This is a genomic window from Nostoc sp. 'Peltigera membranacea cyanobiont' 213 (genome assembly GCF_002245975.1).
Taxonomy (GTDB): domain Bacteria; phylum Cyanobacteriota; class Cyanobacteriia; order Cyanobacteriales; family Nostocaceae; genus Nostoc.
Genome location: NZ_NOLI01000081.1, coordinates 1 through 17,294, shown reverse-complemented (window position 1 = coordinate 17,294; position 17,294 = coordinate 1). Strand labels below are relative to the sequence as shown.

Genomic DNA, 17,294 nt, shown 5'->3' with positions numbered 1-17,294 from the left:
AATCATGCAAGTGAACTAGAAAGAGCAATGGAGACAAAGGTTAATCATTGGCAACTGGATACAGGACTAACGCTACGCGATCGCACCATTTCCCCTTTCCCCATCCACGCCCAAACTTTAACTGTCACAAAACTGGAAGATGAGGTGATTGAATGTCGTCTCACCTTTCAAATCAATCCAGAATTTCACCAACGCATTGAAACCGAAGCCTTATTCAACCTCAAACCAGAAATCCGTATTCCCCTTTCAAGTGAAGATTTTTCACCTGAAGTAGATATCCAAATTGAGATTAGTTTACAGCCAGATTTTCTCTCAATTTTTAAAGAACATCTTGCCAATGTAGACGATATATCTATTAATTTACTCAAGTTAAACCAAGAACAACCCGATCATCTCCTATTTGCTACAGAAAATTGGCTGTTATTATCAGTTATGCAACTGCAAGCATCTAAACAAGTTGGCTACCATACCTTATGGCATTATCTCAGCCCAGCTACTCTTGCCCAAGCTGCAACATCTGGTAAATCCGATCCCATTTCCGATGCGCTGGGAACCTTCTTCAAAGAATGGACGCAGAATAACTTGTCTACTGTGACTGAAAAAGCCACTGCTGAACTCTTTGATGGAATTGCTCATTTTTTCAAAGGCTTCGCTGATTTCAATCTGGATGAATTAAAGAAAATCTTTAATGATATCGATCGGCAAGTTGCACAATATGAAAAACCCCCTGCAATTGATAGAACAATTCTTGAAGAAATACTCAAATTCTTTACTGAAGATGACTGGAATTTTACTAAATTGCAAGGAGAATCTATCTTACAACTTCCATTCCAAGGCATAAATGGTAGATGGAACTGTTATGCCAAAGCTAGAGAAGAAAATAAGCAATTTGTCTTTTACTCCCTTTGCCCCATCACTGTACCAGAAAATAGGAAACAAGCTGTTGCTGAATTCCTCACTCGTGCCAATTACGGCTTGATGATTGGCAACTTTGAACTCGACTTTAGCGATGGCGAGATTCGCTACAAAACTAGTATTGATATTGTAGGCGATCGCCTCAGTTTTGCTTTGATCGAAAATCTAGTTTACACTAACGTCACGATGATGGATGAATACCTACCAGGGATTACATTTGTAATTGATGGCGATGCTTCACCGAAAGAAGCAATTACTAAAATAGAAACCACGATATAGGAATCCGGTTTTATTACAAATATTACTTATTCTCTTGAAAGGATTTTAATCATTTCTTCTGTTTAGCTTATTCTTATCTTAATCTTTTAATGAAAATATCTTTAGTGCTAGCTAAGTTCTCTCATAACTACTATCAACAGATTTAAGTTCTAAATCTTGTTCTTCCACATTCATTACTCACTAATATCAAGTCCGGGTAATTAGTTATGATTCCCACACTCATTGCACTCCACACGCCAGTTGCTCATAGGGTAAACCCCCAGACACTCGCAGATTGGCTAACGCTATGACATTCCACGATCGTTTCTCAAGCTTTCGACAACTCTGAGAAAATGCGTTTTTTGGAAATGTATTCTCGGTGTAAATGACGAAATCGGACTTAACGGACTTGCCCAAACTGGAAAGGACTTATGCAAACAATAGCCGAAGCCTTAATTTTGAGGTAGAGACAATTCATGTAGACGCAAAGTGGCTTCCCGCAGGGTATTGCCCTTACTGCGTGTAGTTTTGTAATTCTGAAATTTCCCCGTAATTCCGGTTTTTAGCATGAGAACATGATTTATTTTTCCTACAAGTAATGAAATGAGAGAACTTGAATACCTTGTGGTGCAGTTAAATCCAAATACCCAAATAACATTCTAAATTATGGCGATTGAATTAGTCGGCTTTGCTTCTTTACCTGCTGATACCTTTAGTGATGGGCCACCTTCTGGTGCAGATGTTTCAGCTAATGGCAGAACCGGGCCTTTCCCAGGACAGCCAATTCAAGGCTTTAGTGGCGTACAGTTTGCTAACAGCAACTCTTTGTACTTCCTGTCAGATAATGGCTACGGGAGTAAAGATAATAGTGCAGATTTTCTACTGCGAATCAATCGCCTAGACCCAAATTTTAAAGGAACAGAAAATGGGGATGGCAGTGTTAAAGTTTTAGATTACATTCAACTATCTGACCCTAACAACAAAGTTCCTTTCCAAATTGTGAATGAGGGCACTACTGGAAGATTGCTAACTGGTGCAGACTTTGATGTAGAGTCATTTGTCTTTGACAAAGACGGGACAATCTGGGTGGGAGACGAGTTTGGCCCTTATCTGCTACATTTTGATGCCACTGGGAAATTATTAGAAGCTCCGATCGCTACACCTGACCAATTCAAAACTTTAAATGGAGAAGCACCTAAAGTTATTGGTCACAGAGGCGCAAGTGGTTATCGTCCAGAACATACCTTAGAGTCTTATAAGCAAGCAATTGAGCGAGGCGCTGACTTTATTGAGCCTGACTTGGTAGTGACAAAAGATGGTGTGCTAATTGCTCGCCACGAGCCTGCGTTAGCAGTTTTGAATGCTGATGGTACTGTCAATTTTAATAATACAACCACAGATGTTTACAAACATCCAGAGTTTGCCGATCGCAAAAAAACAGTAAGTTTAGATGGAAACACAATTACAGGTTGGTTTGCTGAAGACTTTACCTTAGCTGAAATCAAGACTTTACGGGCAGAAGAACGTCTACCTTTCCGGGATCACTCCTTTGACGATCGATTTGAAATTCCTACCTTCACGGAAATCCTCGATTTAGTTAAGCAAGTAGAAACCGAAACAGGTAAAAAGATTGGTATCTACCCTGAAACCAAGCATCCGACTTATCTTGCCGATGAAGCTACTTATGTCGGTACGACGGACAAAATAAACAGAAATATCAGTCAGCTATTAATCGATACGCTCAAAGCAAATAACTTCACTGACCCCAGTCGGATCTTCATCCAGTCCTTTGAAGTGAGTAATCTCAAAGAATTGCATGATACCATCATGCCTGCGGCAGGGGTGGATATCCCACTAATCCAACTTCTAGATGCCAGTGACATTGATATCAACGGCAAGATTATCGAGAGTCAGCCTTACGATCTGAAAGTCAGTGGTGACACTCGCACTTATGGCGACTTGCGAACTCCAGAAGGCTTGGCTGAAGTTGCCACTTATGCTGATGGCATTGGCCCTTGGAAGCGGATGATTGTTAGCATCAAAGGTACTGATGCCAATGGTGATGGTAAAGCCGATGATGTGAATGGCGATGGAGCAGTCAATGATGCTGACAAGACAACATTACCTCCCACTACCTTAATTCAAGATGCTCATAACGCTGGTTTACAGGTTCACCCCTATACCTTCCGGGCGGAAGACCAATATTTAGCAGCAGATTACAAAGGAAAGCTAGAGCTAGAAATTCAGCAGTTTTATCAATTAGGTGTAGACGCACTCTTCTCAGATTTCCCAGATATTGCGGATCGAGTGCGGGATAAACTCAGAGACGATCCTCAGTATAATGTGGTGCGATCGCCACAAAACCCCGATGTTCTTTCAGGTGATGCTTTTGCTAACTTGGGTAGTTCTAAAGGTTTTGAAGGTGGAGCAATTAACGCCAGCAAAACCAAACTCTATTTGTTGCTAGAAGGTACGGTTCAGGGCGATACCCCTGGTGCTTTGCGGATCAACGAATTTGATTTAGCCAGCCACAAGTACACCGACAGTAGACTCTATTACAGATTGGATAATCCGTCAAATTCCATCGGGGATTTAGCAGTCATTAATGATAATGAGTACCTAGTCATTGAACGGGATAACAATCAAGGGGCTGCGGCTAAATTTAAGAGAATCTACAAAATAGACCTGTCGAAAACAGATTCTAATGGCTATGTAGCTAAAGAAGAAGTTGCAGACTTGTTAAATATCCAAGACCCCAAAGACCTGAATGGAGATGGCAAAACCACCTTTGACTTCCCATTTCAAACCATTGAAAATGTTTTAGTTGTTGACAAAAACACCATTTTGGTAGCTAATGACAACAATTATCCTTTCTCAACAGGTCGTCCTGGGAACGATCCTCAAAATCCAGTCATAGACAACAATGAAATCCTTCTACTTAAGTTGGATAAGCCCCTTAACCTTGCTCCTGGTTTAGGTCAACCTCAAGCTGAAGAAATTAACTTTGGTTCCACTACCAGCGATGATATTACAGTTGAGCCAAACCAAACCTTATTCACAGGTGACGGAGCAGATTTTGTTGAGGGTACTAAAGGTAACACAATCATAACCGGGAAGGGTGATGACACCGCGATCGCCGGTAGTGAATCCTCAGTGTCCACAGGAGATGGTGATGATAATATCTTTGTTGGTCAAAATGGTGTTGCTAGCGATACAAGTGTCGATGGTGGCAATGGTGATGACCAAGTTACTGTCGTTGAAGGCAGTGGTAGTAATAATTTGTTCGGAGGCGCAGGTGCTGATACTCTGACAGTAGTTGAAGGTTCGCATCAATTATCTTTTGGTGGCTCAGGTAACGATACCCTCAAGAGTAACGGCAGCAATAACCGTCTGTATGGTGGTTCTGGGGATGATAAACTCTTCTCCAATGTGAATGATTCGCTATCTGGTGGCGATGGTGATGATGTGCTATTTGCTGGTCAAGGGGGTGGCGATCGCCTCAGTGGCGGTACTGGTGCTGACCAATTCTGGATTGCTAATGCGAGTCTACCAACTAGCAAAAATATCGTGACTGATTTTGCGATCGCCATTGATAAAATCGGACTGGGTGGTGTTGGTGTGACTCAATTTAGTGCTTTAACACTATTGCAACAGGGTAGTGACACCTTAGTGAAAATCGGAAATATAGAGTTGGCTTCATTGTTGGGAATTACATCAACTAGCCTCACAGCAAATGATTTCGTTTTCTCTGCTAGTGTGGTTTAACTCAAAAATGATTACAGCTTAAATTCAGGATTCAAATATTCAGATCCCCGATTTCCAAGTTGGGGATATTTTTGTGTGTAAAGATTTTTCTGCTTTTTATCCAAAATCTTAACTTGCTTATAACTTTCCTTAAACATTGAACAACTATCTTTTGAGGCAGTAAGCAAAGTTACATTCATTTAATTGTCTGCACCAATTTATGTGGACACTAAGCATTTTGTTGCCAAATACTACTCAGATTTTTGTAACCAAGAATCTTTCGCTTGGGTTGAGTGTAGTTAATCGCTCAGTCTACACACACACAATTGCTGCAATTAATTGTAGCTCACAATACTTAAGGAGTAGTCAACATGGCTGATACAAATGGCAACGGTAGAAATGTCATTATTTTTGTTGCAGATGGATTGCGTAACGGTTCTGTAAACCCCATTGATACCCCAACTTTATATAGCATCCGTCAGCAGGGGGTTACTTTCGCCAATAGTCATTCGCTGTTTCCAACATTTACTACACCTAATGCTTCGGCGATCGCCACTGGGCATTACCTAGGTGATACAGGTGACTTTAGCAATACCATCTACACTGGTTTTCCTAGCCCTAATGCTAACGGTAGTGTCACGCCATTTATCGAAAATGATTCTGTTCTGGGGGATATCGATGAAAAGTTTCCCGGTAACAACTTTCTAGATGAAGAGTCACTCCTAGCTTATGCGCGATCGCAGGGTTTCAACACAGCAGCAGTTGGTAAATTAGGGCCTGTTGCCATCCAAGATGTCACACAAGTTAACCGAGAAGGTGGTACTACTGGTACTATTGCTACTCCCCAGACAATAATTATTGATGACAGTACCAATGGTGCAACCCCACCGACTACACCTGCTGGTTCACCTTCTGCTGTTCCACTCGATCCAGATATTGTCAGTCGTTTACAAGCTGCTGGTCTAGATGTAAAGCCAACACCGCGAGTCCAGCCAGCTGGTAACAACACAACTCCTGGCACACTGGATGCCAATGTGGCTCAACAACAATACTTTGCAGATGCCACAACTAAGGTAATTTTACCCAAGTTTCAAGAAGATGGTAAACCATTTGCATTGGTTTACTGGTCAAGAGATCCCGATGGTAGTCAACACAATCAGGGTGATAGTTTAAATACCTTAACACCAGGTATCAATGGCCCTACTTCAAAAGCTGGGGTCAAAGATGCTGATGATAATTTAAAGCAACTTCTTGACTATCTCAAAAGTACAGGCTTAGACAAGACTACTGATGTCTTTGTTACTTCCGACCACGGTTTTTCTACCATTAGCAAACAAGCTATTGATAGCCAAGGCACAAAAACTACCAGTTATGCTGCTACCCAAACTTATGCAGGTGTAAATCCGGGATTTCTGCCAGCAGGCTTTGTGGCGATTGATTTGGCTCACGATCTCGGTCTACCCCTATACGATCCTAACCCGACGACACTTCCTCCAGACCTCAACCACATCCAATATGCGGCTGTTGATGCTACACAAGGTCAACGTCCTATTTCTGGGAATGGTGTAATTGGTGGTACGGGCGAGGTAATTAATGGCCAACTCGACCCAGGTACAAAGATAGTTGTAGCTGCTAACGGTGGATCTGACCTGATTTATCTCCCTAATGGCAATGCTACTCTAGCTAAACAGGTAGTGGATTTGCTCTCACAAAAAGATTACATCAGTGGTATTTTCGTAGACGATGCCTATGGAACCATCCCAGGTGCTTTACCGCTAAGTGCGATCGGGCTAAAAGGTGATGCTAAAACACCAGTTCCATCGATTGTAATCAACTTCAAAACCTTTAGCACCGACCCAACCAACCCAAACAACCCTCAAGCTCAGGTAGAAATTGCTGATACAACTTTGCAGCAAGGGCAGGGGATGCATGGTAGCTTTGGTCGAGGTGATACCTTCAATAATATGGAGGCTATTGGCCCTGATTTCAAATCAGGTTATGTAGACTATGCACCTGTGAGTAATGCTGATGTTACACCTACCCTTGCTAGTATTCTGGGTTTGAATATTCCCAGTAATGGCGATTTAAAAGGTCGTGCTATTACAGAGGCATTGGTCGGAGGCCCGGATGTAGTTCCCTCCACCAAAGAAGTATTGACTTCAGAAAAAACTGCTAATGGTCAAGCAACAATTCTGGATTCTCAAAGTGTAGGCAATACTCAGTACTTTACAGCCGCAGGATTTGATGGTCGCACCGTTGGACTAACGACACTAGACCTGCAATTTGGTTCTACCAATAGTGATGATGTCACCCTCAAGCCAAATCAAACCTTATTTACAGGTGATGGAGCAGACTTTGTTGAGGGTAGTAAAGGTAATACAATCGTGACTGGCAAAGGTGATGACACCGCGATCGCTGGTAGTGACTCCTCAGTGTCCACAGGAGATGGCAACGATCGAGTCTTGATTGGTGCAGATAGCCCTGCTAGCAACACTAGTGCCGATGGTGGCAATGGTAATGACGAAGTTACTGTAGTGGAAGCCAATGGTAGTAATAATTTATTTGGGGCAGCAGGTAATGATACTTTGACAGTAGTTGAAGGTACTCGTCAATTATCCTTTGGTGGCTCAGGTAACGACACCCTCACCAGTAACGGTAGCAATAACCGTCTCTATGGTGGTTCTGGGGATGATAAACTCTTCGCTGGTGTCAATGATTCGCTGTTTGGTGGCGATGGTGATGATGTGCTATTCGCTAGTCAAGGAGGTGGCGATCGCCTCAGTGGTGGTGCTGGTGCTGACCAATTCTGGATTGCTAACGCCAGTCTGCCAATTAGCAAGAATATCGTGACTGATTTTGCGATCGGCACTGATAAAATCGGGCTTGGTGGTATTGGTGTAACTCAATTTAGTGCTTTAACACTGTTGCAACAAGGTAGTGATACTCTGGTGAAAACTGGAAATACAGAGTTGGCTTCATTAGTTGGAATTACATCAACTAGCCTAACAGCAAATGATTTTGTTTTCTCTGCTAGTGTAGTTTAGCCCAAAGATGATTACAGCTTAAATTCAATATTCTAAATTAGTTAATCAGCTGTAACAAGCTAATGCGAGGGAATGATATTCCCTCGTTTTTTATATCTTTCACCATCACTCGCATAGAAGATACTTAGACTGCTAGCAACATAAATATCACAAAATGTAGTAAAGATGATAGCTACTCCGTAGTACTTCCTAGCCAGCCAACTGCTGATGCGAGAGATTGCCGTTAAAGATGTGTAGATGCGATCGCTAATCAAGCCTTTGCATAAATCCTAGATTGGTTGGCCGTAGTATATTTACTGAGGTATTAGTAAAATTTAGACAATAAACTAGATAATGCATTCCTCACCTTGCTAATAAAGAATATTACCTTTAATAAACCATCAATCTCAATAGAAACAGGTGTGAGGCAACCAGATATCATACTTCAAAACAATTAATTATGAGTGCATCATTTACAAGTGCAACTAACTTCCTAGCTGGGACAAATCCCAAGTCCGTTACTGTAGCAGATATTGACGGTGACGGTAAAAAGGACTTGGTGATTGCTAACTCTGGTGATGACAATATCTCCGTGCTATTGAACGATGGCAGTGGCGGCTTTGGCACACCCACCAACTATACAGTCGGGGTGAGTCCTAGTTTCGTTGCTGTAGCCGACTTTGACGGTGACAGCAAACTAGACTTTGTGGTAACAAACTCCGGTGATAACAATATCTCGGTGCTGCTGAACGATGGCAGTGGCGGCTTTGGCACACCCACCAATTTTACGGTTGGAACAAATCCTAATGCCATTGCCGTGGCAGATTTTGACGGTGACGGTAAAAAGGACTTGGTTGTTGCTAACTCTGATGACAACAATATATCCTTACTGCTGAACGATGGCAGTGGCGGCTTTGGCACTGCTACCAATTTTACGGTTGGAACAAATCCTAATGCCATTGCCGTGGCAGATTTTGACGGTGACGGTAAAAAGGACTTGGTTGTTGCTAACTCTAATGACAACAATATATCGTTACTGCTGAACGATGGCAGTGGCGGCTTTGGCACACCCACCAACTTTACAGTCGGGACAAATCCTCACGCCATTGCCGTAGCGGATTTTGATGGTGACGGTAAACTCGATTTGGTAGTAGCTAATTCCGATGACAACAATATATCGGTGCTACTGAACAATGGTAGTGGTGGCTTTGGCACACCCACCAACTTTGCAGTCGGGACAAATCCTAATGCTATTGCCGTGGCAGATTTTGACGGTGACGGTAAAAAGGATTTGGTTGTTGCTAACTCCGGTTCTGCCAATGTTTCAGTGCTAGTAAACGATGGCAATGGCGGCTTTGGCACTGCTACCAACTTCACAGTCGGTTCAAATCCTGAGTCTGTTGCGCTGGAAGACTTGAATGGTGACAGCAAGCTGGATTTGGTAATAGCTAACTCTGATGACAACAATATCTCAGTACTATTTGCCAATTCCGATCCTACAGACTTGGAATTGACTGCTGTAACTGAGAATGTAGAAGCAGGAAGTGAAATTGCTACTTTCACCACCACTGACCCAGACCAAAACGATAAACATACTTATAGTTTTGTGGCAGGTGTCGGCGATACTGACAATAATGCATTCATCATTGATGGAGACAAGTTAAAAATTAAATCTGACGCGACTAAATCTAGTTATAAAGTTCGCGTCCGCACCACTGACCTTGCGGGACTTTCTTTTGATAAAGACTTGGATGTTAAGATTGATGGTTTTGGGTCTACTACAAATACCCAGATAACAACAATTTTCCAGCTAGTTAACATTACTCAAAATATCTTTATCGTCGATAGTAAAGTTAAGGGTAAAAAAGGAAAGCTCTCTCTGAAGATTAAAAACAACAACGCTAAAGAGGTGAATGAACTGTGTGTATTTGCCGTTGACGATGATGAAGGTAAAATTAATGGCATAGCCCCTGGTGCAGAGGGTTATACCAAAGTGGCTCTAGAGCGTTCTAAGGTGATATTCTCCTCCATTGCTAAACTGCCCAAGGGTTTTAAGAACGAAGACCTGAAAAATATCTTAGAATTCGAGTCTGGTACAAAACTCAGATTCTATCTGGTATCCAACAGTACTACTCAGGCTGTGCTATCTGGAAAAACTTCCTTATCAAGTGTCGTTTTTTCCTCCGCTACAAATAACAGCACACAAGAAGAAGGCTTTTCTCTCAACTTCCAGGATTTCGTTGTGACGGTTCAGGCAACAGGAGAAGAGGCATCTTTAGGTACTGGTCTGCAAGGCAAATCTCAAGGTGAACTGATTGATTTACGAAGTGTGACACAATCAGTAACAGCTGAGTTTGCAGTCAACAGAGAAGCGTCTTACAACAACTTTGTCGGCTTCTATAAAGTGGCTGATGAAAATGGTGGTATTGATACTAATGGTGATGGCAAAGCAGATATTCTCGTTGGCCAGGCTGGTTACGCCGAAGCTGCTGTGCGTGGGCGCGTTGCAGGTATTGACTTGGCGGTGGACAACCAAGGTACTGCAAATTACACTGGCACCTTCGGGCCGAATTCTTTGTTTGCACCATTTATTATTGTGGATGGTAAGCCCGATGCTATTCTCAAGGGCGATGGCAATAAAAAGGTTTACTTCTCATTCTTGGGTGCTAACTCAGATAAGGTAGACCACATTCGATTGTTGGGAAATAACACCTTTGGTTTTGAGGATCTACCAAATGGTGGTGACAAAGATTACAACGATGTAATTGTGCAGGTAAAATTGAGTGTCAGTCCTACTGTCTAATATTAAACGCAAGTAATTAGTTAGCAAAATCAAACAACCCCACCCCGCAACCGGGATGGGGTTGTTTGATATGTGGCGATTAAATCTACTCCCGATTAATTAAACTAGTAAATTTACTGAAGGCAGTTATTGTCTTTACTTCATAAATTTAATAGTTGATTGATCTAGGATTATAAAAAATCTTCCCCTTTACTTTTCCAGTTAATTTTTATGAAATTAAGCTACTAAAAAAGTGATGGAGAATTCTTTCATAAATCGGGTATAGCACTATTGCTCAATGAAAACTCACTGTCTTTCACCATGAGTGATATTGTCAATCCCTATATTCAAGAATTTGTCAAAAATAATTCAGAAATTTAAAGTTTTTTTATTACATAATTCTGAATTAGGGTATTTACTTAGGAAAGCATCTGTGATACTTTCAAGTTGATTATCATAAATTAAAATATGCAACGCTAAATTTAACAACCGCGTTTATGTGTATTAGTTTGACAATGAGTATCCATATTGCATACTTGCAATGCTAAATATTGATTTTAAGTTTGTATAAATTATGTGCCGTTAACCAAGTGATAACTTGTCCTCGATCCATTTACACTATGCTTTATTTTGAAAAACGCATAACAATCCTAACCATGTGATACAAGTACAGGTCTGTAATTAGACGAACTCACCTCTGTGATTTTACATATTTAGGTACCTGGATTCCACAGAAGTCTTGCCACTGCTGGCATAAAACCAAACATTGCCACTGTTAGTAAAAGAGATACTCCCTAATATTTTTGACTTAATTCCTCACTTTTACCTTCGACTGGTTTTATATGACTTATATTAAGAACACTTTTCTCGAATTTATCACCACCTTAGAAGGGTTCGATCGCTTACCTGATGGAGCGATCGCTAATCTATCAGACCAACTGCAAGCATTTCGCTATCGGATCGGTCAGAAAATCATCGGTAAAGAAAGTCTCCCGGAACGCATCACGATCATTTATGAGGGACAAGTGCGCCTCTTGGGATACGATCCCCAGACGCAAATGCCAATCACCCTAAAATTGCTACAACCGGGAGAAATTGTCGGCGAAGTTGGTTTGTTGCGCGATGTCGCCTGTGAGACTGCGATCGCCTCCACCGAAGTCGTATGTTTAACCTTGAATGCATCGGCATATTTTAGTTTTCTCGCTTCATACCCAGCTTTTGCCGAAGCCCGCAAGAACCGCAGTTATTTGATTGAAGTTTTCGATATTCTTTGTTCCTACTGGCAAAAGCAAGCGATCGCTACCTTAAATCTCAGAGAACTCACAGAAAACGCCTTACCACAGGCGAAAGTCCATTACCTTCCACCAGGAAAAACTGCATTCAACCAACTGGATAGCGAAAGCGTCTGGTTTGTAAGTGGCGGTAGTACAGTAGAGAATTTATCACCTGGCGATCGCCTAGAATCAGACGATGACAGAGACAAGATTCAGGTTATAGGTCAAAACCCCGCCCGGTTGGTTGGGATACATCCGTCAAATTTGATCTTAGAAGATAGTTATGAAATAGTACTGGCGGTAAATGATACCCAATTAGATAGCCAAGATGAAGATGAATTAGATATCCCTTACGCATCAGACGAAATAGTTACCCAGACAGCCCCCGATACCTCAAAGAGTTCCTCAAAACAAAAATACCCGTTTTTTAGTGGTAAGGGAGAATTAAATACAGCCTTCGCCTGCTTCCAAATGATCGCGAAGCATTTAGAAATGCCATTTCGTCGAGAAGTGGTTCGCCGCATCTTAACCGAGCAAGTCAAACGTCAGGGGACTATATCGTTTCAAGTTACTGCTTACCTGGCAGAATTAATCGGACTTAAGGCGCAGTTGATAGAAATACCAGTTGCCTCCGTGACGCGCATTCCGACACCAGCATTGATTCGCTATGGTGATAATTTTGCAGTTTTATATGCAGCAGATTCAAATAGCGTGGTAGTGGGTGTCCCATCCAAAGGAATTGTCCGCTGTAAACCTGCTCAATTGGTCGAACAATTAGATGTCGATCCAACCAACTTTCCACCCCAAGCTAGAGTATTACTGCTAACTGCTACCAACCAAACACCCCAAGAACGCTTTAGTTTACGGTGGTTTCTGCCCTATTTGTCAAAGCACCGTCGAGTCTTGATAGAGGTCTTTATTGCTTCCTTTTTTGTACAGTTGGCAGCGTTGGCAAATCCTCTAGTCGTTCAGTTAATTATCGACAAAGTTATCACTCAAAATAGTATTGGCACTTTACATATTTTGGGGGTTTTACTATTAGTCGTCGGGCTATTTGAAGCAGTACTGACAACCTTACGAACCTACTTATTTGTCGATACCACTAACCGCATCGATATGGGTTTAGGGTCGCAAATTATTGACCACTTATTACGTTTACCACTGCGCTACTTTGAACGCCGACCGGTGGGCGAACTTTCAACTCGCATCAACGAATTAGAAAATATTCGCCAATTCTTGACTGGTACTGCCTTAACAGTAGGGTTGGATGCTCTGTTCTCGGTAGTTTATATCGGTGTAATGCTAATTTACAGTTGGCAACTCACCTTAGTCGGCTTAAGCACAATTCCCATATTTATCGTAATCACCTTAATTGCTTCTCCCACCATTAGCAGACAGTTACGTGCCAAAGCCGAACGCAACGCCGAAACTCAATCTTATTTAGTGGAGGTGATGTCAGGAATTCAAACCGTAAAAGCGCAAAATATTGAATTGCGATCGCGGTTTTCTTGGCAAGAGCGTTACGCTCGGTTTGTCGCTGCTGGTTTTAAAACGGTTGTAACTTCTACCCTCGCTAACTCCACCAGCAACTTTCTCAACAAACTTAGCAGTTTACTAGTTTTGTGGGTAGGAGCTTATTTGGTACTGAAACAAGAATTAACTTTAGGCGAACTAATTGCCTTTAGGATTATATCTGGTTACGTCACTAGCCCAATATTACGTTTAGCTCAACTTTGGCAAAGCTTCCAAGAAACAGCCCTGTCTCTGGAACGTTTAAGCGATATTGTCGATACGCCACAAGAAGGAGAAACAGACCGCTACAATATCCCCTTACCGACGATTAAGGGAGCAGTAAAATACGAAAATGTTTCCTTCCGATTTGGGACGAGTGGGCCTCTGCAACTTTCCAACGTCACCCTCGAATTTGAGCCAGGTAAATTTATCGGCATCGTCGGCCAAAGTGGATCTGGTAAAAGTACGATGATGAAATTGCTGCTGAGACTTTACGAAACCGAGTCCGGCAGAATTTTGATTGATGGTTATGATATTGCCAAAGTGGAACTTTATTCACTGCGACGACAAATTGGTGTAGTTCCCCAAGAAACATTGTTGTTTGACGGTAGCGTTCAGGAAAATATTGCTCTGACGAATCCCGATGCGACAACCGAAGAAATTATCGAAGCGGCTCAGGTTGCGTGCGCCCACGAGTTTATCATGAACTTGCCCAACGGTTACAACACGCGGGTGGGAGAACGGGGTTCTGCACTTTCAGGTGGACAAAGACAAAGAATTGCGATCGCTCGCTCTGTTTTACAACGACCAAAATTATTAGTTTTAGATGAAGCCACTAGTGCCCTAGATTATCCCACAGAACGGCAAATATGTCTCAATTTAGCCAAAGCATTTAAGGGGGATACAGTATTTTTTATTACCCACCGATTAAACACCGTGAGTAATGCAGACATGATTGTTGTGATGGATAATAGCAGGGTTATAGAACAAGGTAGCCATCAAGAACTAATGGCTACGAAAGGTCATTATTTTTACCTATATCAGCAACAAGATGTGAACTTATAATTAGTCATTGCTGGGGGCATAGCATCAAAAGATTTTCAGTTTGACCAATATTCCATAGATGTAGCAATAATAGTAGGTGGGTATATTAAAATCAAGCTTTTCGGCATCAGTAAACATTGCACATTCTACAAAAAATCCAAAATCCAAAATCATTATGACTCAACTTAATGGGAATCACCTCAACGGCAATCAGAAAAACGGTAATCAGAAAAATGGAGTCAAACAAGATTCACCGATACTTACAAAACAACAGAAAGCGGCTCAAGAGTCTTTAATTAACTCAAGTAGTCAGGAATTTGAGCAATCAATTGTCTTGCGCCAATCTCCAGTTTGGTCGCGGACAATCATGATTACTCTGATGGGGCTAGCCTGTTTTGGAATTACTTGGGCTTATTTTGCCAAAATTGAGCAAGTAGTGCCAGCAACAGGGCAATTAAAACCGGAAGGGACAGTTAAAGAAGTTCAGGCTCCTGTTAGTGGAGTAGTGAAAACGGTTAATGTTAAAGATGGACAAGTAGTAAAGGCAGGAGATTTGTTGCTGACTTTTGATTCTATTGCCTCTGTTGCTGAATTAAATTCTTTGAATAAAATTCGCATTGCATTAATTAAAGAAAACCAAATTTATCGTCGATTGATGAGTGCAAGTACTGCCACAGGAACAGAACTGCTATATTTGCGCGGTAATTTACCACAAGAAACGACTTTCCTGCTGAAAAGTCGGGCAGCGATAGTAGCAGAAAATGACTTATTACGGACTCAATTAAGAAATTCTGGCAAAGATTCTACGCTAGGAATTGATGAGCAACAACGCCTACAAGTTGCCAAAAAAGAATTAGATTCTCGGTCTGCTGCGGCGCAATTGGAAGTAGAAAAAACCAGGAAACAACTTAGTCAAAATCAATTTAAGCTGGAAGATAGTAAATCAAGTTTAGCTATTCAAGAGGGGATTTTAGCGAAACTGAAGATACTAGCAGAAGAAGGTGGTATCTCTCAACTTCAGTATCTCAATCAGCAACAAGAAGTACAAAACCGCACGGCGGAAGTAGCACAACTAGGTGAAGAACAAAAACGTCTCCAGTTTGATATAGAAAAAGGACAACAAGAGTTAAGCAATACAGTGGCTGTTTCTGATAAAAACGTTTTGGATAAGATCGCTGATAACAAACAGCGGATTGCCGCAATCGATAGCCAATTCATGAAAGTGATCCTAGATAATGAACAGCGTTTGGCAGATGTCAACAGTAAAATATCTCAATCACAGTTAAACGTTAAATATCAAGAACTCCGTGCGCCTGTAGCCGGAACAGTTTTTGATTTACAAGCAAAAAACCCTGGATTTGTAGCCACTCCGACGACAAAACTACTGCAAATTGTCCCGAATGAAAAGTACATAGCTGAAGTTTTTATCACCAATAAAGATATCGGTTTTGTCCGAAAAGCAATGAAGGTAGATATAAGAATTGACTCCTTTCCTTACAGCGAATTTGGCGATATCAAAGGGGAAGTTATGGGGATAGGTTCAGACGCATTACCGCCAGACCAAACACATCAGTTTTATAGGTTTCCGGCAAAGCTGCATTTGGATAAACAATCCTTAGTAATTAAGGGTAAAAATGTGAATTTGCAATCAGGTATGTCAATCAGCGCTAATATAAAAGTACGCGAAGAACGAACTGTACTTAGTTTATTCACTGAGTTGTTTACCAAGCAAATTGATAGTCTTAAAGAAGTACGTTGAAGAAAGACGCAGGAGGCAGTATTCCTACTGCCTCTCTCTCGTGAAGTTGTAAAAGTAATGACTATGATGGGCTGTTTGGGGATGTAAATTTATTGTTCGATCGCTATCTGTAGAAGTATCTTCATCTATCTTTCAGAAAGCGATCGCTAAATCCCAACCTAGTACACCACGGCGTAAATAAAGCTACCATTTCAAATCAACGAAAGGCTTACGCTGTATTCATTTTGAATTTTGAATTTTGAATTTTGAATTCCGCCTTGCGGTACTAGTCGCCCAATATTTGCTCTAGGCTAATGCCGCTACCTTCTCTAGCAAGCCCTGAAACAACCTCAAGCCATCACTATTCCCTAACATCGGGTCAGATGCCCTTTCTGGGTGCGGCATCATCCCCAACACATTGCCCTGACGATTGCAAATCCCGGCAATGTTGTTCAATGAACCGTTGGGATTCTCCCCTGCATAACGAAACACGACTTGCCCGTTAGCTTCAATTTCAGCGAGAGTGGCTTCATCAGCGTAGAATCGACCCTCTCCGTGGGCAATAGGTAAAGTGATAACTTCATTAGTGGTATAAGCTTGCGTCCACGAGAGATTGGTACGCTCAACTTTCAAGGGGACGCGATCGCAAATAAAATGCAAATCCCGATTTCTGGTTAATACCCCTGGCAAAAGTCCAGCTTCAGTTAATACCTGAAACCCGTTGCAAATACCAATGACAAACTTACCCTTTTGAGCATGTTCTACAACCTGCTGCATCACGGGTGAAAAACGTGCGATCGCACCGCAGCGCAGATAATCCCCGTAACTAAAGCCACCAGGGACGATGAGGACATCCAAATCAGCAATGTCTGTCTCTTGATGCCAAACCATGCGAGTTGGTTGTAAAAGCAAATCTCTGGTTACATAAGCAACATCGCGATCGCAATTAGAACCCGGAAAAACAACAACACCAAATTTCATGATTAGGGAATGGGGAATTGGGG

6 protein-coding genes and 1 pseudogene are annotated in these 17,294 nt (G+C 41.8%); 6 read left to right on the top strand and 1 reads right to left on the bottom strand.

The annotated features are described in order from the left end of the window. Window positions 1-27: 27 nt before the first annotated feature. The 6 genes and pseudogenes from CDG77_RS20880 to CDG77_RS20855 all read left to right on the top strand — a co-directional run bounded on the left by CDG77_RS20880 (window position 28) and on the right by CDG77_RS20855 (window position 16,311). Window positions 28-1,194, top strand: a complete 1,167-nt coding sequence (locus CDG77_RS20880) for a YbjN domain-containing protein (protein WP_094331241.1) — start codon at window positions 28-30, stop codon at window positions 1,192-1,194. A 651-nt stretch (window positions 1,195-1,845) separates the two neighbouring features. After that, window positions 1,846-4,938, top strand: a pseudogene (locus tag CDG77_RS20875) (esterase-like activity of phytase family protein); the annotation flags it as partial. Between the two features lie 350 nt (window positions 4,939-5,288). After that, window positions 5,289-7,961 (top strand): alkaline phosphatase family protein, encoded by a 2,673-nt coding sequence (locus CDG77_RS20870; protein WP_094331239.1) that lies wholly within the window; start codon window positions 5,289-5,291, stop codon window positions 7,959-7,961. A gap of 439 nt (window positions 7,962-8,400) precedes the next feature. Continuing rightward, window positions 8,401-10,743: an FG-GAP-like repeat-containing protein gene (locus tag CDG77_RS36665; RefSeq protein ID WP_190234017.1), complete on the top strand. Its 2,343-nt coding sequence runs from the start codon at window positions 8,401-8,403 to the stop codon at window positions 10,741-10,743. 821 nt (window positions 10,744-11,564) lie between these two features. Continuing rightward, window positions 11,565-14,573 (top strand): peptidase domain-containing ABC transporter, encoded by a 3,009-nt coding sequence (locus tag CDG77_RS20860; protein ID WP_094331238.1) that lies wholly within the window; start codon window positions 11,565-11,567, stop codon window positions 14,571-14,573. A 154-nt stretch (window positions 14,574-14,727) separates the two neighbouring features. Continuing rightward, window positions 14,728-16,311 carry an HlyD family efflux transporter periplasmic adaptor subunit gene (locus CDG77_RS20855; RefSeq protein ID WP_094331237.1) on the top strand — a complete coding sequence of 528 codons (1,584 nt, stop codon included), beginning with the start codon at window positions 14,728-14,730 and terminating at the stop codon, window positions 16,309-16,311. A gap of 285 nt (window positions 16,312-16,596) precedes the next feature. Here CDG77_RS20855 and purQ read toward each other — a convergent pair whose 3' ends face one another. After that, window positions 16,597-17,271: a phosphoribosylformylglycinamidine synthase subunit PurQ gene (gene purQ, locus CDG77_RS20850; protein WP_094331249.1), complete on the bottom strand. Its 675-nt coding sequence runs from the start codon at window positions 17,269-17,271 to the stop codon at window positions 16,597-16,599. Window positions 17,272-17,294: the final 23 nt, after the last annotated feature.